Below are 19,794 nucleotides of genomic sequence, written 5' to 3'. Positions count from 1 at the left end.
TCACCCGGCAAACGCCGGGTAACGAAGAGAGGCGAAAGCAAACCGATCCCGCCCCTTTTCGGGGCCGGATCGAAGGGAAATCAGGCCCGGAAACCTTGCAGCAGGTGCTGCGCCAGCGGCGCGCGCAGCGGCGAGGCCAGGTCCAGCGCCAGCAGGGCCAGGCCGCAGGCATGCTCCACCGGCGCGAGGCCGGTCGAGAAGACCCGGGGCATCAGGTCGGTCAGGCCGGCGGTGATGGCGCGGTCGGCATACCGCGCCCGGGCGAATTCGGCCAGGGCGGGGGCGGGGTTGGCGCCCGGATGGTCCAGCCAGCCGCCCAGCGTCTGGGCCAGGCGGGCCGCGTCGCGCAGGCCCAGGTTCAGGCCCTGGCCGGCGACCGGATGCAGGGTCTGGGCGGCGTTGCCGATGGCCGCCACGCGGCCATGCACCTGCGCGCGGCGCGCGCTGAGCGCCAGCGGAAAGACGTGGCGGGGCGCCTGGCTGGACAGGCGGCCCAGGCGGTCGCCGAAGGCCGCGGACAGCGCCTGCGAAAAGGCCGCGTTGTCCAGCGCGGCCAGTTCGCCGGCGCGGCCGGGCGCGCTGCACCAGACCACCGAATAGGCGTCCGGCGTTTGCGGATGCGGCAGCAGGGCCAGCGGGCCTTCGGCCGTGAAGCGTTCCCAGGCCCAGCCGCGGCGGGGCAGGGAGGCATGGGCGGTGGTCAGCACGGCGTGCTGGCCGTAGTCGCGGCGCACGTCGGCCGCGCTCGCGCCGTCGGACTGCACGGCGACCCGGCACAGCAGCGTGTCCTCGCCTTGCTCGACGCGCACGCCGTCCGCATCCTGGCGGCCGATCCGGGCGGGCGGGCCCGGCAGGACGGTGACGCCGCAGGCGGCCACGCATTCGTCCAGCTTGGCGTGCAGGCCGGAATAGGCGACCACGCTGCCCAACTGGGGCACGCCGAAGTCGGTGTTCTGGATCAGGGTGCGGCCCAGCCGTCCGCGTTGCGACACATGGATATTGCGGATGTCGGCCGAGCGTTCGGGCCAGGCGTGCAGCGATTCCAGCAGCACGCGGCTGCCATGGTTCATGGCCAGCACCCGGGGGTCGGCGGCGGGCACGGCCGCCGACGGCGCGGCCGGGGCGGGCGCGCTGCCCGCGAGCAGGGCGATGCGGGCCGGGTCCGGCGCCACGCGCGCCAACATCAGGGCCAGCACGCGGCCCACCGGGCCCGCGCCGAGAATCGCAATGTCGAAGGCGGATGAGGTCATCCGCGGATTTTAACCGTCCACTACAATCGCTGGCAGCCGGCGCGTCTTGGCGCCATGGTTTCCTTTTACGGTTGATTGACATGACGCAGGCCCAGGCTTCTTCCCCATTGTCCGCCGCATCCGCCCGCCGCCCGCGCGGCAAGGTCGCCGTGGGGCTGCTGGCCTGCCTGCTCGGCACGGTGGGGGCGCACTGGTGGTACCTGGGCCGGCGCCATGCCTGGCTGGTGACCGCGCTGGCCCTGGCCAGCGGCTTCTGCGCCTACAGCTTCTATCCGGTCTGGTACGACAACCCCGCCTTCTTCCTGCTGTTCATTCCCATGATCGACGGGTTCATCGAAAGCGCGGTGTTCTCGCTGATGCCGGACGAAAAATTCGACCGCCTCTACAACGCCGGCCTGGGCCGGCCCACGAAGACGGGCTGGGGGCCGGTGCTGGTCGCCATCCTGGCCTGCCTGGTCGGCGCGACCGTCTCCATGTTCGCCATCGCCATGGTGGTGGTCTACACCTGGGTGGCCATGGGCTGGCTGGACGGCTATGTCTTTTAGGCTAGGGCCCGCCCCGGGCGCCTATTCACGCATCAGCGCTTCGATCTCGCCGGCCTGCACCGGCACGCCCCGCGTAATGAGTTCGCAGCCCTCGTCGGTGACCAGCGCGTCGTCTTCCGTGCGGATGCCGATGTTCCAGTAGGCCTCGGGCACGTCGCCGGCGGGCCGCACGTAGATGCCGGGCTCGATGGTCAGCATCATTCCCGTTTCCAGCTTGCGCCAGGGCCGTTCGGCGCCCTGGGCGGGGCCCGGCTGGCGGTAGTCGCCCACGTCGTGGACGTCCAGGCCCAGCCAGTGCCCGGTGCGGTGCATGTAGAAGCGGCTGTAGTCGCCGGATTCCAGCACGCCGTCCAGCGATCCCTTCAGCAGCTTCAGGTCGAGCATGCCTTGCGCCAGCACGCGCAGGGCGGCCTGGTGGGCGTCGTTGAAGCTGCGGCCGGGCGCGGTGGCCTGGGCGGCGGCTTCCTGGGCCGCCACCGTCAGGTCGTACAGCGCGCGCTGCGGGCCGCTGTAGCGGCCGTTGATCGGAAAGGTGCGGGTGATGTCGCTGGCGTAGCTGTCCACTTCGCAGCCCGCGTCGATCAGGACCAGGTCTCCGTCGCGCAGCAGGGCCTCGCCGGCGGGGTAGTGCAGCACGCAGGCGTTCGCGCCGGCGGCCACGATGCTGTTGTAGGCCACCGACTGCGCGCCGTGGCGGCGGAATTCATAGAGCAGTTCGGCTTCGAGTTCGTATTCGCGCATGCCGGCGCGGCAGACGCGCATGGCGCGGACGTGGGCGCCGGCGGAAATCTTCGCCGCGCGCCGCATGGCCGCGATTTCCGAGGCGTCCTTGATGAGCCGCATGCCGGCCAGCACGGAGCGGATGTCCTGCTGCCGGGAGGGCGGGGCGTGCCCGCCGCGGCTGGCTTCGCGCGCCGCGGCCAGCCAGCGGTGCAGCCGCCCGTCCGTGCGCTTGTCGCCGGCCAGGGGGGCGTACAGGGTGGGGTGGTCGAGCAGCAGCGAGGGCATCAGTTCGTCCAGCGCGTCGACCGGATGGGCGTCGTCGAAGCCGAAATGCGCCGCGGCGGCCTCGGGGCCGTAGCGCTTGCCCTCCCAGATCTCGTGCTCGACATTGCGCGGCCGGCAGAAGAGCAGGGAACGGTCGGAAGCGCCGGCGACCAGCACCAGCCACGCGTCCGGCTCGGTAAAGCCGGTCAGGTAGAAGAAATCGCTGTCGTGCCGGTACGGATATTCGGCGTCGCGGTTGCGGCGGGCTTCCGGGGCGGTCGCCAGGATGGCGATGCCGCCTCCCTCGGCGCGCATCTGGTCCATCAGGCGCTGGCGCCGGGCGGCGAAGGGGGCGATGTCGTCGGGAGGCAGGCTCATGGCGGGCGGGGCGCGAACCCCGGCAAAGGTGCGGATGCCGTTTACTTTACCCGCCATCCCCGAAACACGACACCCCGCGCGGCCCTTGGGGGAATTGCTGGACGGGCGCGGGCAAGCTGCTACAATCGCCGCTCTGTCATTGGGGAGTAGCCATCCTTTGCCCCCAAAGGAGCTAGCGTCAACAGACTTGGTGGTTCAGTGAACCCCATGGCGCTAGCGGTTTCCATGCACGGCGGCACGCCCGCCGCATGGATCAGCCAGGCGAGACCTTTGGCCGCATTGCGTTCACCCTAGCCGGGCGAGCCGCGATGTCGCGCCAATGGTTTCTGCTCGTCCGGCTGCGTCTATATGTTGCTCACCCTGTTCCTGTTTTTCCTGTCCGCGGCAGTGATCTACTTCGCCTGCGAGTTCTTCGTGAACGGCGTCGAATGGGTCGGCCACCGCTTCCAGTTGGGCGCCACCGCCACCGGCACCGTGCTTGCCGCGTTCGGCACCGCCTTGCCGGAAAGCGCCGTGACCTTCATGGCCGTGGTCTTCGGCGAGACCCCCGAACAAAAGGACATCGGCGTCGGCGCCGCCATGGGCGGACCGCTGGTGCTGGCGACGCTGGCCTATGCGGTGGTCGGCCTGGCCCTGTGGCGCGCGCGCCGCGGCCGGCCCAACCAGGCGGACTGTATCAACGCGGACCAGCGCCGGCTGGCCCGCGACCAGGCCTGGTTCATGGTCATCTTCGTCTTCAAGGTAGGCCTGGGGTTGCTGGCGTTCGCCTGGAAGCCCTGGCTGGGCATCCTGTTCCTGGCGACCTACGGCCTCTACGTCAAGCGCGAGCTGAGCAATGACGAGGCCTGCCTGGACTGCGAGGACCTGGAACCGCTCAAGCTGCGTCCCAGCGACGAAAATCCGACTCTTTCCTGGGCCGTTTCGCAGACGGTCCTGGCGCTGGTGGTAATCGCCGGGGCGTCGCACGTGTTCGTGAACCAGATCGAGGCCCTGGGCGTGGCCATGGGCGCCTCGCCCCACGTCGCCGCCCTGATCCTGGCTCCCGTCGCCACGGAACTGCCCGAAATCATGAACGCGCTCATCTGGGTGCGGCAGGGCAAGGAGCGCCTGGCGCTGGGCAATATCTCGGGCGCCATGATGATCCAGGCCACCATCCCCAGCGCGCTGGGCATCTTCATGACGCCGTGGATGCTGGACGCGCCCTTGCTGGTGGCGGGCCTGTTCACCATGCTGTCGATCAGCCTGCTGTGGCTGCGCTTCCACCGCTCGGCCATGAGCGTGCCGGCCTTGTCGGCGGTGGGCGGTTTGTACGCCTTGTTCGCCGCCTATCTGGGCTGGCATTTCTACGCCTGACGGGCGCGGCGGCGCGGGTTCGCCCGGCGCCGCCGCTTTTTTCTGCGGGCAAGCCTTGTCCATCAGTAAAAACCCGCGTAAAATCTTGCACGTTATCCATCCCAGGAGCAGTCTTCGTGAATACCGATTCCGGCGAAAGTTGTCGATCTTGCATCGACGCCGCTGTCTGACAGGTCCACGCAGAACTCCATCTGCCGCAGCCTGTTGAACAGGTTGCGGTCGTATCCCAAGCCCCAGGCTCCGGCCAGGGCAACAGCGCAAGCCAGCGGCTTGCCGGGAACCTCCCCAACGTAAACCGCCAGAACCGCCGCCCGGCCGCAGCGCCAGCGTTCGCGCACGTTCGTTTTCCGTGCCCGTCCGCCATGCGCCGCGCAGGCGTGCGCGTGTACTCGCGATCGCGCTCCCCATTCTTGCAATGGAGGTCGTTATGCGTTTCTTCGACTTGTTCCTGCGCCGCGCCGGCGTGGACCGTGCCGCCGCCCTGAGCCGCCGCCGCGGCACTTCGCGCTTGACGGTCGTTTGTCCGCGCGACGAGCTGGGCGCCTTGCGCAAGCAGATCTACCTGGACTTCAGCGCCGCCGGCCTGGCCGTCTCGCAGGTCCAGATCGACCAGGGCCACGACCCGGACATGGCGTCCGCCTGCATCACCGTCAATTGCCCCCCGGAACTGCGGGCCGAACTGATGTCGCAGGCGCGCCGCCTGAGCGCCAATCCCGCCGTGCGCCACGTGCACTTCGGCGCGCAAGCCGCGCTGGCCTGACGCCGCCCACCCCTACACAGGAGAGACCATGCCCAGTGCCTTAGACCCCGAGCCTCGATTGCGCCCAGTGCGCGGCATCGGCATGCCTGTCTGACCCGTCTTCTCGCTGCGAGCCGACGATCGGATAGTCATTCCGGTCCGTACGGAGTCCGCAGCCCAGGATCCCCGGCCTGGCCCACCTCGCGTGCGCCGTTTCCGCCGGCCAGGATTCCTCCGCCAGCTCCCCTCCCGTTTTCCGCACCCGGCGCATCCACGACGCGATCCGGACACCGGCAACATCGCCCCGGTGCCTGCGCACGTCCGTAAGCGGACCGGCGGCTTTCCCCGAGCAAGCCGCGGCCCGCGGCCGGCCGCGCGCGGCCGCCGCGGGCGGGGTCGTCCGTGTCTCCGACAACAACACCAAGAACCGGAGCACTCCGATGTTGAATTTCCTGAAGTCATTCTTTTCGTCCGCCGCCGGCCTGCGGCGCACCGGGCGCCATTTCCGCCGCTCGCCGATGCCCTTGCGGGTGGGAGAGGCCGCCAACGCGTCCTCCGAAGCCGGCCGCCACGCCAACCGGCAGATGCTGGACCTGTCGCGCCTGGACGATGGCGCCTTGTTCTCGCTGTTCGGCAGCGGGCGGGGAGGATTGTCCGAAGTCCAGGCCCAGACCTCGCGCGAGCGCTACGGCGCCAACGAGGTCGATCACGAAAAACCGCTGTCCTGGCACGCCCACCTCTGGCTGTCCTACCGCAATCCGTTCAACCTGCTGCTGACCGCGCTGGCGGTCCTGTCGTGGGTCACCGACGTCCGCATGGCCGAGCCCGAAGAGCAGTCCTGGACGGCGGCCCTCATCATCGGCTCGATGGTGCTGATCTCCACCGTGCTGCGGTTCGTGCAGGAGCGTCGCTCCAACCGCTCGGCCGAAGCGCTGAAGGCCATGGTGCAGAACACCGCCACCGTCCTGCGCAGCGACCGCGCGGGCGGGGAAGGCAACGGCGCGCACCGCTTCTTCGGCGAGACGCTGCATGCCAGCGGGTCGAGGCAGGTCGAGGTTCCGCTGGCGGAACTGGTGCCGGGCGACGTGGTGCTGCTCTCCGCGGGCGACATGATTCCCGCCGATTGCCGCATCCTGGCCGCCAAGGACCTGTTCGTGGCGCAGGCTGCCCTGACCGGCGAATCCCTGCCCGTCGAAAAGCACGTCCGGCAGCGCGTCGCTACCGGCAACGCGCTGGAACTGGAAAACATGGCGTTCATGGGGACCAACGTGGTCAGCGGCTCGGGCAGCGCCCTGGTGGTCGCGACGGGGTCGCGGACCTATTTCGGCCAACTGGCCGGCCGCGTCACCCAGGCCAGCCGCGCGCCCACCCAGTTCCAGCAGGGCATCAACCGCGTGAGCTGGGTGCTGATCCGCTTCATGCTGGTCATGGCGCCCATCGTCATGCTGATCAACGGCTTCACCAAGGGCGACTGGCTGGAAGCGCTGCTGTTCGCGCTGGCCATCGCCGTGGGCTTGACGCCTGAAATGCTGCCGATGATCGTCACGGCCACGCTGGCCAAGGGCGCCTTGCGGATGTCGCGGCGCAAAGTGGTGGTCAAGCGCCTCGACGCGATCCAGAACCTGGGCGCGATGAACGTGCTGTGCACGGACAAGACCGGCACCCTGACCCAGGACCGCATCGTGCTGGAGCGGCACACCGACGTCTATGGCGCGAGTTGCGACGACGTGCTGGCCTACGCCTATCTCAACAGCCATTACCAGACCGGGCTGAAGAATCTCCTGGACGTGGCGGTGCTGCAGCACGCCGAAGTGGAGCGCAAGCTGGATCTGGCGTCGACGTACCGCAAGGTCGACGAGATCCCCTTCGATTTTTCGCGGCGCCGGATGTCGGTGGTGGTCAACGAAACCGAGAACGGCCGCGACCATCACGAGCTGATCTGCAAGGGCGCGCTGGAAGAGATGCTGTCCGCCTGCACCCGCCTGCGCGTGGGCGGCGAGGAGCACCCGCTGACCGAGGCGCGTCGGGCGGACATCCGCCGCGTGACCGCGGAACTGAACCGCGACGGCCTGCGCGTCATCGCCGTGGGCGTCAAGGAAATGCCGCCCACCCAGGAGGCCTATGGCGTGGCGGACGAATCCGACCTCGTCCTGGTGGGATACATCGCGTTCCTGGATCCGCCCAAGGAATCCACGGCGCCCGCCCTCGCGGCGCTCAGGAACTCGGGCATCGAGGTGAAGGTGCTGACGGGCGACGTGGAACTGGTCACGCAGAAGGTCTGCCGCGAAGTGGATTTCGACGTCCGCAAGGTCTATCTCGGCGCCGAGATCGAGGAAATGGACGACCGGCAACTGGCCGCCGCCGTGCGGGAGGCCAACGTGTTCGCCCGCCTGACGCCGGCCCACAAGGAAAGAATCGTGCGCAGCCTCCGGGCGCAGGGCTGCACCGTGGGATTCATGGGCGACGGCATCAACGACGCGCCGGCGCTGCGGGCGGCTGACGTGGGGATCTCCGTGGACTCGGCGGTCGACATCTCGAAGGAGGCCGCCGACATCATCCTGCTCGAAAAGAGTCTGATGGTGCTGGAGGACGGCGTCATCGAAGGCCGCAAGACCTTCTGCAACATGCTCAAGTACCTGAAGATGACCGCCAGCTCGAACTTCGGCAACGTCTTTTCGGTGCTGGTGGCCAGTGCTTTCCTGCCGTTCCTGCCGATGCTGCCCATCCATCTATTGCTGCAGAATTTGATGTACGACATTTCGCAGACCGCGATCCCGTTTGACAATGTGGACGAAGAACTGCTGAAACAACCCCAGCAATGGGATCCCGACGGCCTGGGGCGCTTCATGGTGTTTTTCGGGCCGATCAGTTCCATTTTCGACATCGCCACGTATGCGCTGATGTGGTACGTATTCCAGGCCAACGCTCCCGAGCACCAGACGCTGTTCCAGTCCGGCTGGTTCGTGGAAGGCCTGTTGTCGCAGACGCTCATCGTGCACATGATCCGCACGCGCAAGATTCCCTTCCTGCAAAGCCGCGCCGCGTGGCCGCTGATGGGGATGACGCTGATGGTCGTGACCCTGGGACTGTTGTTGCCGTTCTCGCCGCTGGCCGAGTATTTCCAGCTTCAGGCGCTGCCATGGAGCTACTTCCCCTGGCTGGTGGGCATCCTGCTTGGCTACTGCGTCCTGACGCAACTGCTGAAAGGAATCTGGGTACGCCGCTACGGCTGGCAATAGGCCGTGGCGCCCGGCGGCGGGCGGATTGCCCGCCGCCGCATCGGGAGACAGGCATGAAGTACATTTTTCTGGGCGCGCTGGCGGCCGCGGGCATGGCGATTTCGCCGGGGGCGCTGGCCGCCGACGACGGGCTGGGCCTGCAGTTGTACGGCGTGGTGGACGCGGGCGCGGCCGTCACCAAGACCTCGGGGCAGGGCAGCCATGCCGGCCTGCTCGATGGCGGCCTTACCGATTCCCTGTGGGGTCTGACGGGGACGGAAGACATGGGCGGCGGCTGGCGTTCCCGTTTCCAGTTGGAGAGCGGCTTCGATCCCTCTTCGGGCAAGGCGGCGGACGACAACAGCTTTTTCAACTATGCCGCCTGGGTCGGCCTGGGCCACGCCGACTACGGCGAATTGCGGCTCGGCCGGCAGCACACGGTGGGGCAGGTCTACGGCAACGCGCTGGAGATCGCCTCCTGGAAGGAAATGGGCATGGGCGCCACGTTCAAGGCGTCCGACAACTACCAGTTCGACAACTTGGTGAACTACTTCTCGCCAGTCTGGGAAGGCTTCCAGGCGGGTGTCGGCTATTCCTTCGATGCCGACGGCCAGGACCGGTTCCGCACCGCCGCGAACAATCGCGCCTTCAGCGCGGGCCTGAAATACGAGGACGGGCCCCTGCTGGCCGTCGCCACCTGGGACCAACTGCGGCTGGCGGACGCGCCCGCGGGCAGCAGCCGCCGGCCGCAGGCCGTCCAGTTGGGGGTTTCGTACGATTTCGAGGTGCTGAAGCTGTCCGTGGCCTGGTCGCGCCAGCGCAACGGCTATGCCGGGCTGGATGGCGGCGATCCGGACGGACTGGACCTGGGCCTGGGGCCGGCCGCCTTCGTCCGCGGCGGCAAGGCCGACGCCTGGCTGGTGGGCGCCAGCGTGCCAGTGGGACCCGGCGCCGTGCTGCTGCAATGGTCGCTGGCGCGTCCGGACTGGCGATGGGACGACGGCTCGGCGGCGCGCAATGCGCAGGTGATGACGCTGGGCTATACCTACGGCCTGTCCCCGCGCACCACGCTCTACGCCTTTGCCGGCTATGCGTCGAACTACACGCTGGACAACCAGTTCGACCCGGCCCATTCCCACACCACCCGGTTCGGCACGGGCATTTCGCACCGTTTCTGAGCGCCGGGGCGGCCCGCGCCGGGGTCTACTACAATCGACGGGATGCGGCGCCTGGCGCCGGTCCTCGTCTTCCCCGAAGTTCTCCGGACGGTTTGCATGGATAGTCTCGAATGGCTCGTACCCTGGGAGTTCTCTCCCACGCTGGTGGCTTCCTTCCTGGTCGCCATCGTGCTGTTCGTGCGCGGCCAGCGGATCCATCGCGTGACGGGCGCCCGCAAGGCGCTGTTCTGGGCGGGGATGGTGCTGCTGTACCTGTCCATGCATACCCGGCTGGACTACTACGCCGAGCGCATGTTCTTCATCCACCGCATCCAGCACCTGGTGCTGCACCACCTGGGGCCGCTGCTGGTGATGGCGGCGTTTCCGGGGCAGGCCATGCGGGCGGGCCTGCCCATGGCCTGGCGCGTCCGGCTCCGCGATTTCCTGCGCACCGGCGCGGGCCGCGCCACCGTGGCGGTGCTGACCAACAAGATCTTCGTGCCGTCGCTGTTCGTCTTCCTGGTGCTGGTCTGGCTGATCCCGTCGGTGCAGTTCTATTCCATGCTGGACTGGCGCCTCTATCGCCTGATGAACTGGTCGGTGGTGATCAGCGGCTTCATGTACTGGAACCTGATCCTGGACCGCCGGCCGGCGCCGCCCGCGGCCATGACGCCCGGCGGCCGGGTCATTTCGCCCGTGCTGACGATGCTGCCGCAAATGGTGGCGGGCGCGGTCATCGCCTTCACCGAAAGCGACATCTACCCGCTGTTCGAACTGTGCGGCCGCGCCATCGCGATGTCGGCCCAGACCGACCAGACCATCGGCGGGCTGACCATGTGGATTCCGGCCGCGCTGGTCGAGGTGATCGGCCTGATGGTGGCCCTGGGGACCTTGATGCGCCTGTCCGCCAGAGGGCGCCTGCGCAAGGCGGACCGGGACGCGCAGGCGCGCGCCAGGGCCCGCGCGGCCTCAGCCTAGGCGGGGGCCGCGTTCATTCCGGCTGCAGGCCGTGGTATTTCCTGCCCAGCGCCACGGTGGCCTGGAACATGCCGGCCTTGCTGCCGCAGTCGTAGCGCACGCCTTCGTAGCGGTGCGCGAACACGGCGCGCTCGCGCATCATCGAGGCGATCCCGTCCGTAAGCTGGATCTCGTTGCCGGCGCCCATCTTGGTGGAGCGCAGGTGGTCGAAGATGGCGGCTTCCAGCACGTACCGGCCCACCACCGCCAGCGTCGAGGGCGCGGCGTCGGGATCGGGCTTTTCGACGATATGGGTGACGCGTTCCGTGCGGCCGTCCGAGCGGGCGTCTCCTTCGCGGGTGGCCACGATGCCGTACTTGCGGGTATCGGCACGGGGCACGTCCTGCACGCCCAGCACGCTGGCGTTCTGCGCGACGGCCACGTCCACCAGTTGCTTCAGCGCGGGCGTGTCGGAATCGATGAGGTCGTCCGCCAGCAGGACGGCGAACGGCTCGTCGCCCACGGCGGGGGCGGCCGACAGCACGGCGTGGCCCAGCCCCAGGGGCGCCGATTGCCGGATGTAGAGGCAGTTGACGTGCGCGGGTAGAATGCCCCGCACCATGGCCAGGAGCTCGTGCTTGCCCTTGCTTTCGAGGTCGGATTCCAGTTCGGGGGCGGAGTCGAAGTGGTCTTCGATTGCGCGCTTGTTGCGTCCCGTCACGAAAATAAGGTCGGTGATGCCGGCGGCGACGGCTTCTTCCACGGCATATTGGATCAGCGGCTTGTCGACCACGGGCAGCATTTCCTTGGGCATCGCCTTGGTGGCGGGCAGGAAGCGCGTGCCCATGCCGGCGACAGGGAAAACGGCTTTACGGACGGGACGCATTGAGACCTCGTTGGGGGGTATCGATGAAACATTTTAAGCGCATCGCTATCATAGGCTTATGAACCGCAGGAAAATGCCATCCATTTGCTCGATTGCGAAACGAGGCGCAATCATCGGCCTGTCCGCCGCCCTCGCCATGCCCGGTCTTCCCGCCACAGCCTGGGCGCAGCCGGTCGGGCTGCCCTCCATGGGCGCGGCCTCCGCGGCCGAGCTGTCGCCCATGCTGGAACGCAGCCTGGGCCAGGCCATCATGGCCCAAGGGCGGCGCGACCCGACCTACGTCGATGACCCCGAGCTCAGCCAGTACCTCACCACCATGGGCCGCAAGCTGGCGTCCTTCGCTCCGGGCGCCGTGCCCGAGGTCGAGATGTTCGGCGTGCGCGATCCCGAAATCAACGCCTTCGCCATGCCCGGCGGGTACATCGGCGTCAATACCGGCCTGATCGTCTCTTCCGCCAGCGAATCCGAATTGGCGGCGGTGCTGGCGCACGAAATCGGCCACGTCGTGCAGCGCCACATCGCGCGCGGCATGACCCAGCAGAGCCAGAACGGCATGCTGATGCTGGCCAGCCTGGCCGGCGCGCTGCTGGCGGCCCTGGCCGGCGGCGGCGGCAACCTGGCGATGGGCGTGGCGGCTTTCGGCCAGGCCGCGGCCATCAACCGCCAGTTGGGCTTCTCGCGCGACGCGGAGCGCGAGGCCGACCGCGCCGGGTTCCAGATGCTCACCAAGGCGGGCTACGACGCCCAGGGCATGTCGCAGATGTTCTCGCGGCTGATGAACGCCTCGCGGCTGAACGAAGGCGCGGGCGGCGGTTCGTGGGCCAGCACGCACCCGCTGTCCATAGAACGTATGTCCGACGTGCAGAACCGCGTGCGCAGCCTGCCGGCATCGAACCACGTGGACAGCGACGATTTCTGGTACGTGCGCGCCAAGATGCGCGTGGTCCAGGGGCGCGACGCCGTCAGCCTGCGCTCGGCCGCGCAGCAATTGCAGGACGAAGCGCAGGCGCTGTCCGGCGTGCGCCGGTCGGCCGCCTACTACGGGCTGGCGCTGCAGGCGTTCCAGCGCAACAACCTGGCCGAGGCCGAGCGCAACCTGGGCCTGGCCTCGGCGGACGGTCGCAGCTCGGCCCAGTTGTCCAAGCTCGCCGTGGATGTCGCGCTGGCGCGCAAGGACTATCCGCGGGCGCTGGAACTGGCCCAGGCCGCCACCCGGCGCTGGCCGGACCAGCGGGCCCTGGGCATCGTCTATGCCCAGGCGCTGCAAAGCATCGGCCGCCACGCGGACGCGCAGGAATACCTGCGGGCCAAGATCAAGCAATGGGGCAGCGACGAGCCCAGCCTGTACCAGATGCTGGCGCAAAGCGAGGAACGCACCGGCAAGCCGGTGGCCGCGCGCAGGGACCTGGCGCGTTTCTACGTCATGACCGGGGCCTTCGCGGCCGCCGAATCGCAATTGCAGCAGGCGCGAGGCATGTCCACCGATTTCTACGAGCAGTCGCAGATCGACGTGCAGATCAAGGAAGTGAAGGACAAGCTGGCCGAAGAGCGCCAGTTGCTGGAACGTTTCAAGTCGGGTTGAGGGCGGCTGCGGCCGCACGCCGGTGTCTGACACCCGGGAACATCGCGGCTATCCGCAGCGCCGTCTCGTACGGGTGTCAGACACTGGGAAGAGGCGCGCCGCACGTCGGTGTCAGACACAGGGAAGAGACACGCCGCTCGTCAGTGTCAGACACCCCTGCGGCAAGACGCAACAAGCTTGAAGCAACGTCACATGGGTGTCTGACACCACCCACAGCAACCACATTCCCACAGAAAAAAACTACAGCCCCGTCTCGAAGAACCGCCCCAGCCTTTGCGGCAGCCAATTCAAGTGAGCCGGGAAGCTCCCTGTGGGAAAGCCCGCATGTCCCCCGTCCGTCGGCTGGTGCAGCAGGATGGACGGCGAGCATTCTTCCACCCCGGGCAGCGACGCGGCCGGGATGAAGGGGTCGTTGCGGGCGTTGAGCACCAGCGTGGGCACGGCGATCTTGGGCAGCCAGGGCTTGCCGGACGCGCGCGTCCAGTAATCCAGCGCGTTCCGGAAGCCATGCATGGGCGCGGTGTAGGTGTCGTCGAATTCGCGCAGGTCGTGCGCGTGGGCGATGCGCATGACGTCGACGGCGCCCGGGAAGCGATGCGCCTTTTCCAGCACCTTGTGCTTGAGCGTCTTCAGGAAGTGGGCGGTATAGACCCGGCGGTTGAACACGCCCGTGGACAGCGTCTTGCCGCAGGCCACCAGGTCCAGCGGCGCGGACACGCCCGCGCAGGCGGTCAGCCAGCGGGTGTCCTCCTGGTGCTCCCCCAGGTACTTGAGCAGCGCGTTGCCGCCCAGCGAGACGCCCACGGCGTGCCAGCGCGCGTGCGGAATGCGCTGGCGCACCGTTTCCAGCATGAAACCCACTTCGGCCGAATCGCCCGAGTAGTAGGCGCGGGCCAGCCGGTTGGGCACGCCCGAGCAGCCGCGGAAATGCGCGATTACCACGATCCAGCCGCGCGCCCGGAAATGGTGCGCGATGGATTGCGCATAGCGGCTGTTGCTGCCGCCTTCCAGGCCGTGGAACAGGATCAGGGCGGGCGTGTCGGGATTGTGCGGCAGGGATTTCCAGTCCGCGTCGGTCATCCACCTGGCCGCGGCGGTCTTGCCGTTGGCGACCGGGCGCTGCCCGCTGACCGGCGCGCCGTCGGCCGCCTTGTGCGGAAACAGCCCCGGGCCGGTCCAGTCGAAGTCGACGAAATCGGTATCGGGCGTGTCCACCCGTTCGCGCACGAACGCGATGCGGTGGTACTGCGCGAACAAGGCGGCGTAAACCGTCTGGCTGTCGCCTCCGGGAAGCCAGGAGGGAGCGGGGCAGGGCGTTGTATCAAGACGAGCAGCGGCCAACGAGGAATCCACCCGGTTCAATGCAGCATGTCGGGTACGTCGTGCAAGTCGAGCACCCCGGCTTCCGTGGGCGCCGGCGAGGCATGGTGCATGACCATGCGCCAGCCGGTGGGGCCCTTGTGGTAGATGTTCGTGGCATAGCAATTGGCGAATTGCGTGCCTTCCCGCGTGCGCACCGCCACCTGTTCGACCAGCACGTGCACCGCGCACATCATGCTCAGCATGACCAGCGGGCGCAGCGGGCGGATGTGCAGGGGGCCGTTGCCCAGCACCTGCTGCCAGGACTCCTGCACCGCCGAGTGGCCGACGATGCGCAGGCCTCCCGGATGGATGCAGACGACTTCCTCGTCATCGGCCCAGACTTGCATCAGGCGGACGGCGTCCGCCTGCTCAAGGGCTTCGTAGAACGCGTGTTCTGCTTCTTCGGGCGTGGCGAACATGGCTGCGGAAACGGGTATGCGTTGTAGGGCGGCGTTCAGTGCCCGTGGCCGTGCAGCACCGTGCCGGCCTTCAGGCGGTACTCGGCGCCACAGTAGGCGCAACTGGCGGAGCCGGTGCGCGCCACGTCCAGGAAGACGCGCGGATGCATGCTCCACAGCGGCGCCTTGGGGCCGGGACAGAAGACGGGCAGGTCTTCCGCGCCGACTTCGATGACTTCGTGGGGGTGGGGGACGGCGGCCGGTGCAGCAGCGGTCATGGATATTCCTGAAAAAAAGAACCGGTAAACGGCAGGTTGGGGCTAGGGCGCAGCCTGGCGATGGGCCGGGCCGCTCGGATCAGACTTTGCTCAGCCAGTGATGGTACTTCGGGTTGCGGCCATTCACCATGTCAAAAAACGCTTTCTGCAGTTGCTCGGTGATGGGGCCGCGCCGGCCGGAGCCGATCTGGCGGTTGTCCACTTCGCGGATGGGCGTCACTTCGGCGGCCGTGCCGGTGAAGAAGGCCTCGTCGGCGATGTAGACGTCGTCGCGCGTCAGGCGCTTGGTCACCACGCGCAGGCCGAGGTCGGCGGCCAGCGCATGGATGGTATTGCGGGTAATGCCGGTCAGGGCCGAGGCGATCTCCGGTTCGCAGAGCACGCCGTCCTTGACGATGAAGAGGTTCTCGCCGGAGCCCTCGGCCACGAAACCCTCGGTGTCCAGCAGCAGGGCTTCGTCGTAGCCGTCCTGCAGGGCCTCGGTATTGGCCAGGATGGAGTTGGCGTAGGTGGTGGCCACCTTGGCGCGCGGCATGGTGACGTTCACGTGCTGGCGCGCGAACGACGACACCTTGACCCGGATGCCCTGGGACAGCGCTTCTTCGCCCAGGTAGGCGCCCCACGGCCACGCGGCGATGGCGACGTGCACTTTGGCCCCCTTGGGCGAGACGCCCATCTTTTCGGGGCCGTAGAACACCAGGGGGCGCAGGTAGCCCGATTCCAGTTGGTTCTCGCGCACGACCGTCCGCTGGGCCTCGTTGATCGTGTCGCGATCGAAGGGCATGGGGATCTGGTAGATGTGCGCCGAGTTGAACAGGCGGTTGGTGTGGTCGGCCAGGCGGAAGATGGCGGTGCCGATCTCGGAGCGGTAGGCGCGCACGCCCTCGAATACCGACAGGCCGTAGTGCAGGGAGTGCGTCAGGACGTGCGTGGTCGCGTCTCGCCACGGGACGAGCTTGCCGTCATACCAGATGAAACCGTCACGGTCAGCCATCGACATGGTGTTCTCCGCCAACAATCCTGAGGCGCATATTGTATCAAGCGACGAGGTTACAATACGCGCCTATTCGCGCCCCGGCGCGGTGCCGCCAGGCCCGCGCATCGTGATCCCGGCGGGCGAACGGGTTGTCGTGCGTTCCTTTTCCTTAGAGTTTCCATGTCGTCCTGTCCGAATCGCCAGGGGCCAGCCGTTGTCCTCTGAATCCGCGCTTCCTGAATCCGAAAGTCCGGCCGCGGTCCGGCAGGAACGCGCCGCCGCCTTCCGCGCCGGGGTCCACGCCATCGTGCCCGCCCTGATCGCCACGGCGACCTGGGGCCTCGTCACCGGGGTGGCCATGGTCAAGTCGGGCCTGACCGAGTCCATGGCGCTGGCGATGACCCTGCTGCTGTACGCGGGCTCCGCCCAACTGACGTCCTTGCCGCTCATCGCCACGGGCGCGCCGCTCTGGCTGATCTTCGCCGCCGGCTGCGTCGTGAACCTGCGCTTCCTGATCTTCGGCGCGGCGCTGCAGCCCTATTTCCGCCACCTGTCCTGGCCCAAGCGGCTGGGCCTGGGCTATTTCACGACCGACATGGGCTTCGTGCTGTTCATGCCGCGCTACGGCGACGCGGCCGAGCGCGGCACGCGCGAGCAACTCTGGTTCTTCCTGGGGGCCATCGCGCCGGGCTGGTTCGTCTGGCAGACGTCCTCCATCGTCGGCATCTACCTGGGCACGATGGTGCCCGCGGACTGGTCGCTGGATTTCGCGGCGGTGCTGGCGCTGTTGGCCATCACGGTGCCGCTGGCCAACACCCGGCCCATGCTGATTTCCATGCTGGCGGCCGGGCTGGTGGCCTGGACCGGGCAGGTGCTGCCCCTGCGCCTGGGGCTCGCGGCCGCCGTCGTGGCCGGCGTGGTCGCCGGCATCTGGGCGGAACGCTTCTTCAAGGCCCGCGCATGACTCTCTGGCCCTCCGAGATCTACGTTTATTCCGCCATCCTGCTGCTGGCGCTGTGCAGCGTGCTGACCCGCGCCGGCTTCATGCTGTTCGGCGATTACATCCCGCTGCCGGAAGGCGTGCGCCGGGCCCTGCGCTACGCGCCCGCCGCCGCCCTGACCGCCATCGTCGTGCCCGACCTGCTGCCCTGGAAGGCGGGGCTGGGCCCGGCGTTCGACTACAAGCTGGTCGCCGGCGTGCTGGCCATCCTGGTTTTCCTGCGCACCCGCAGCGCGGTGCTGGTCATCGTCGTGGGCATGCTGGCCCTCTGGGGCCTGCGCTGGCTGGCGGGCTGAGGCGGCGGGTCAGTCCAGCGCCGCGGCCGCTTCCATCTCGGATTTCAGTCCGGACAGGAAGTACCGCTTGAGCAGCAGCCGGGGCAACAGCCGCATGGCCGTGTTGCGCAGCCCGAAGGCGAAGCCCGAATCGGGCACATAGACAGGCGCCAGCTTGCGGCTGCGCAGTTGCAGCCGTTCGACGATCGGCCGCAGGCGCCGGTCGTGCGCCGCCAGCGCCTGGTCCACCGGCAGCCTGCCCAGCTCCTGGGCCAGCACATAGGCGCTGGCCATCGCCATGCCCGCGCCTTGCCCTGAAATCAAGGACAGACTATGCGCGGCGTCGCCGGCCAGCAGGACGCGTCCGCGCCGCCAGCTCGGCAGCTCCACCAGGGCAAGATCGTCCATGACGATGGGCGCGTCGGACGGCAGGGCATCCAGCAGGCGGCCGACTTCCGCGTGCGCGCCGCGGGAAAGGTCGCGCAAGAGGCCCAGCCGGTCCGGGGCTTCCACCCAGCCGGTGGCGCGGCTGCGCCAGACGTGCAGGACGGCTTTGCGGCCATTGCCCAGCCCGTGGTATTCCACCTGGTGGCCGGGGGCGGCGTAGGACAGGAAATCCCGGTCCATGCCGGTATCGTCCGCCGCGTCGTAGGCCGCGTAGCGGTAGCCCAGGGGCGAGAGTCCGGCCGCGCCGGCGCCGGACACCGCCGCGCGCAGCGACGAGCGCACGCCATCCGCGCCGATCAGGAGGTCGGCGCGCAACTGGCTGCCGTCCGACAGCGCGACGTCCACGCCTCCGGCGTCCTGGGCATGGCTGGCGACCGTCGTCGCCAGGCGGATGTCGGCGCGTTCGCGGGTGGCGGCATGCAGCACTTGCACCAGATCGGTGCGGCGCAGGGTGATCCAGTCCAGCTCGGTCAGCAGGTCGCGATAGCGGATGCGCATGATTTCGCGGCCGCGGCGGTCGCGATAGACGTTTTCGCCGATTTCGCGCTCCACCTCGCGCAGCGCCGGCACGAGATCCATGCGGCGGGCGGTCAGGAGGCCGGGGCCGGACAGGCCCATCATGTAGCCGCCATCGCGCAAATGCGCGGCGCGCTCGACGACCACGGCGCGCCAGCCAAGCCGGGTCAGCCACCAGGCGCAGGCCAGGCCGGCCACGCCGGCGCCCGCGATTACGGCAGTACGGTCAGACACTTCTTTCTCCGGAAACAGGGTGGGGCGCCAGGCGCCGCATCAATACGGGCACGGCGATCGTGCCGGCCGCGCCCAGGGCCGCGGCGAGGCCGAAGCAGGCGCCATAGCCCAGGTGTTGCGCCAGCGCGCCGGCCGCCAGTCCGCCCAGCGTGGCGGTCAGCGCGTCGGCGCACTGGAACAGGGTGAAATCGACACCGGCTTGCGCCAGCGACGCCTGGCCCATGAGGAAGGCATACAGGGTCACGAATCCCGCGGCCATGGCGCCCGCCTTGAAGAGGGCCAGCGCGATCAGCCAGGAGGGGGCGGCGGAGCCGTCCAGGACGACCGCCAGGAAGGCGGCCAACGCCCCGGCCTGCACCGCCATGGCCGCGGCCGTAGCTTGCCGCGCGCCCCAGCGCTGGATCGCCAGCGCGCCCGCCAGCGTGCCGGCCAGGCCCGCGGCGACGCCGCCCGCGCCGTTTATCCAGCCGACCGATGCCAGTTCCACGCCGCGATCCAGCAGCAGGGGGGCGGTCATGCCGTAGGCCAACCGGGTGCCGGCCTGGAAGGCCACCGTGATCGCCAGGCTCAGGCGGACTGCGGGCCGGCCCAGGGCATGCGCCAGGCTGGGGCGGTGCGGCGCCGTCCCGGCCGGCCGCGCAGGTTCGCGGACCAGGCTGAAGGGCAGCGTCAGCAGCAGGATCAGCCCGCCCATCGCCGCCGCGGCGACGCGCCAGCCCTGGCTTGCGGCCAGGATGAGGAACAGCCCAGCGCCCAGGAACATGCCCAGGTAGCTGGCCCCGACCTGGATGGCGTTGCCCCAGCCGCGCCGGCCGGGCGGCAGTTGTTCCACCGCGAAGCCGTCGCAGGCGATGTCGATGGTGGCGGCGACCAGCGCGATCAGGCCCAGCACGGCCAGCAGCACCGGCAAGGCGGGCTGGCCCAGCCCGGCCAGCAGGAACAGCAGCGCGGCCAGCAGCCACTGGCCCGGCAGCACGATGCCGCGGGTGCGCCGCTGCAGGCTGCCTTGCGGCAGCCGGCGGCGTTCGACCAGGGGCGCCCACAGGAACTTGAGCGCCCAGGGCAGGAAGGCTAGGTAGGCGAGCCCCACCTGGTCCAGGCGCGCGCCGCCGTCGCGCAACAGCGCGGGCACGCCCTGGAAGGCAATGCCTCCGACCACGCTCTGGGCCATGTAGATACCGCCGATGGCGGCCATGACCTGGGCGGCCGGAAGGGCGGCCGGGGCGGCGCTGGAATGCGGGGACACCGGTACGGAT

19 protein-coding genes and 1 riboswitch are annotated in these 19,794 nt (G+C 68.8%); of the genes, 9 read left to right on the top strand and 10 right to left on the bottom strand.

All coding sequences use genetic code 11. The features are described from left to right. Positions 1 to 80: 80 nt before the first annotated feature. Complete coding sequence (locus AVE30378_RS01945; RefSeq protein WP_129239087.1) at positions 81 to 1,250, bottom strand: UbiH/UbiF/VisC/COQ6 family ubiquinone biosynthesis hydroxylase; 1,170 nt, start codon at positions 1,248 to 1,250, stop codon at positions 81 to 83. An 80-nt stretch (positions 1,251 to 1,330) separates the two neighbouring features. Between AVE30378_RS01945 and AVE30378_RS01940 the strand changes: the two genes are divergently transcribed. Next, positions 1,331 to 1,795: a TM2 domain-containing protein gene (locus tag AVE30378_RS01940; RefSeq protein ID WP_129239086.1), complete on the top strand. Its 465-nt coding sequence runs from the start codon at positions 1,331 to 1,333 to the stop codon at positions 1,793 to 1,795. Positions 1,796 to 1,816: 21 nt separating this feature from the next. On the opposite strand, the gene AVE30378_RS01935 is transcribed toward AVE30378_RS01940, so the two are convergent. Beyond that, positions 1,817 to 3,160 (bottom strand): aminopeptidase P N-terminal domain-containing protein, encoded by a 1,344-nt coding sequence (locus AVE30378_RS01935; RefSeq protein WP_129239085.1) that lies wholly within the window; start codon positions 3,158 to 3,160, stop codon positions 1,817 to 1,819. 128 nt (positions 3,161 to 3,288) lie between these two features. Further along, positions 3,289 to 3,430, top strand: a riboswitch (yybP-ykoY riboswitch). A gap of 78 nt (positions 3,431 to 3,508) precedes the next feature. On the opposite strand from AVE30378_RS01935, the gene AVE30378_RS01930 reads away from it, so the two are divergent. Further along, on the top strand, positions 3,509 to 4,513 hold the full coding sequence (locus AVE30378_RS01930; protein ID WP_129239084.1) for a sodium:calcium antiporter: 1,005 nt from the start codon (positions 3,509 to 3,511) through the stop codon (positions 4,511 to 4,513). 92 nt (positions 4,514 to 4,605) lie between these two features. Here the strand turns inward: AVE30378_RS01930 and AVE30378_RS01925 are convergent, their stop codons facing one another. Beyond that, a complete protein-coding gene (locus AVE30378_RS01925; protein ID WP_129239083.1) occupies positions 4,606 to 4,851 on the bottom strand; it encodes a hypothetical protein in 246 nt (81 codons plus the stop codon). Between the two features lie 89 nt (positions 4,852 to 4,940). Here AVE30378_RS01925 and AVE30378_RS01920 point away from each other — a divergent pair, with 89 nt between their 5' ends. From AVE30378_RS01920 to AVE30378_RS01905, 4 genes are all read left to right on the top strand, one after another. After that, the gene (locus tag AVE30378_RS01920) at positions 4,941 to 5,273 is read left to right on the top strand and encodes a hypothetical protein (RefSeq protein WP_129239082.1); all 333 of its coding nucleotides are present in this window, start codon (positions 4,941 to 4,943) and stop codon (positions 5,271 to 5,273) included. A gap of 419 nt (positions 5,274 to 5,692) precedes the next feature. After that, positions 5,693 to 8,491, top strand: coding sequence for a magnesium-translocating P-type ATPase (mgtA, locus tag AVE30378_RS01915; protein ID WP_129239081.1), 2,799 nt, complete (start codon positions 5,693 to 5,695; stop codon positions 8,489 to 8,491). Positions 8,492 to 8,544: 53 nt separating this feature from the next. After that, positions 8,545 to 9,648 (top strand): porin, encoded by a 1,104-nt coding sequence (locus AVE30378_RS01910; RefSeq protein WP_129239080.1) that lies wholly within the window; start codon positions 8,545 to 8,547, stop codon positions 9,646 to 9,648. 96 nt (positions 9,649 to 9,744) lie between these two features. Beyond that, positions 9,745 to 10,605: a cytochrome c oxidase assembly protein gene (locus AVE30378_RS01905; protein WP_129239079.1), complete on the top strand. Its 861-nt coding sequence runs from the start codon at positions 9,745 to 9,747 to the stop codon at positions 10,603 to 10,605. Positions 10,606 to 10,618: 13 nt separating this feature from the next. Here the strand turns inward: AVE30378_RS01905 and galU are convergent, their stop codons facing one another. Continuing rightward, positions 10,619 to 11,470 (bottom strand): UTP--glucose-1-phosphate uridylyltransferase GalU, encoded by an 852-nt coding sequence (gene galU / locus AVE30378_RS01900; protein WP_129239078.1) that lies wholly within the window; start codon positions 11,468 to 11,470, stop codon positions 10,619 to 10,621. 58 nt (positions 11,471 to 11,528) lie between these two features. On the opposite strand from galU, the gene AVE30378_RS01895 reads away from it, so the two are divergent. Continuing rightward, the gene (locus AVE30378_RS01895; RefSeq protein ID WP_129239077.1) at positions 11,529 to 13,052 is read left to right on the top strand and encodes a M48 family metalloprotease; all 1,524 of its coding nucleotides are present in this window, start codon (positions 11,529 to 11,531) and stop codon (positions 13,050 to 13,052) included. A 240-nt stretch (positions 13,053 to 13,292) separates the two neighbouring features. Here the strand turns inward: AVE30378_RS01895 and AVE30378_RS01890 are convergent, their stop codons facing one another. From AVE30378_RS01890 to AVE30378_RS01875, 4 genes are all read right to left on the bottom strand, one after another. Then, positions 13,293 to 14,393, bottom strand: coding sequence for a YheT family hydrolase (locus AVE30378_RS01890; protein WP_129239076.1), 1,101 nt, complete (start codon positions 14,391 to 14,393; stop codon positions 13,293 to 13,295). Between the two features lie 17 nt (positions 14,394 to 14,410). After that, a complete protein-coding gene (locus AVE30378_RS01885; RefSeq protein ID WP_129239075.1) occupies positions 14,411 to 14,833 on the bottom strand; it encodes a YybH family protein in 423 nt (140 codons plus the stop codon). A gap of 35 nt (positions 14,834 to 14,868) precedes the next feature. Continuing rightward, positions 14,869 to 15,090, bottom strand: a complete 222-nt coding sequence (locus tag AVE30378_RS01880) for a zinc-finger domain-containing protein (protein ID WP_062679846.1) — start codon at positions 15,088 to 15,090, stop codon at positions 14,869 to 14,871. Positions 15,091 to 15,169: 79 nt separating this feature from the next. Beyond that, entirely contained in the window at positions 15,170 to 16,090 is a 921-nt protein-coding gene (locus tag AVE30378_RS01875) for a branched-chain amino acid transaminase (RefSeq protein WP_129239074.1), read from the bottom strand. A 190-nt stretch (positions 16,091 to 16,280) separates the two neighbouring features. On the opposite strand from AVE30378_RS01875, the gene AVE30378_RS01870 reads away from it, so the two are divergent. Together AVE30378_RS01870 and AVE30378_RS01865 are read left to right on the top strand one after the other, a co-directional pair. Continuing rightward, positions 16,281 to 17,030 carry an AzlC family ABC transporter permease gene (locus AVE30378_RS01870; protein WP_165360050.1) on the top strand — a complete coding sequence of 250 codons (750 nt, stop codon included), beginning with the start codon at positions 16,281 to 16,283 and terminating at the stop codon, positions 17,028 to 17,030. After that, positions 17,027 to 17,362: an AzlD domain-containing protein gene (locus tag AVE30378_RS01865; RefSeq protein WP_129239073.1), complete on the top strand. Its 336-nt coding sequence runs from the start codon at positions 17,027 to 17,029 to the stop codon at positions 17,360 to 17,362. The genes AVE30378_RS01870 and AVE30378_RS01865 overlap by 4 nt, the downstream gene beginning before the upstream one ends. Before the next feature lie 9 nt (positions 17,363 to 17,371). Here AVE30378_RS01865 and AVE30378_RS01860 read toward each other — a convergent pair whose 3' ends face one another. Continuing rightward, complete coding sequence (locus tag AVE30378_RS01860) at positions 17,372 to 18,538, bottom strand: FAD-dependent monooxygenase (RefSeq protein WP_129239072.1); 1,167 nt, start codon at positions 18,536 to 18,538, stop codon at positions 17,372 to 17,374. Further along, positions 18,531 to 19,784: an MFS transporter gene (locus AVE30378_RS01855; protein ID WP_129239071.1), complete on the bottom strand. Its 1,254-nt coding sequence runs from the start codon at positions 19,782 to 19,784 to the stop codon at positions 18,531 to 18,533. The genes AVE30378_RS01860 and AVE30378_RS01855 overlap by 8 nt, the downstream gene beginning before the upstream one ends. Between the last annotated feature and the right edge of the window lie 10 nt (positions 19,785 to 19,794).

This window comes from Achromobacter veterisilvae (genome assembly GCF_900496975.1).
GTDB classification, from domain to species: domain Bacteria; phylum Pseudomonadota; class Gammaproteobacteria; order Burkholderiales; family Burkholderiaceae_B; genus Achromobacter; species Achromobacter veterisilvae.
The sequence above is the reverse complement of the archived record's forward strand: the minus strand, read 5'-3'. Positions and strand labels throughout refer to the sequence as shown.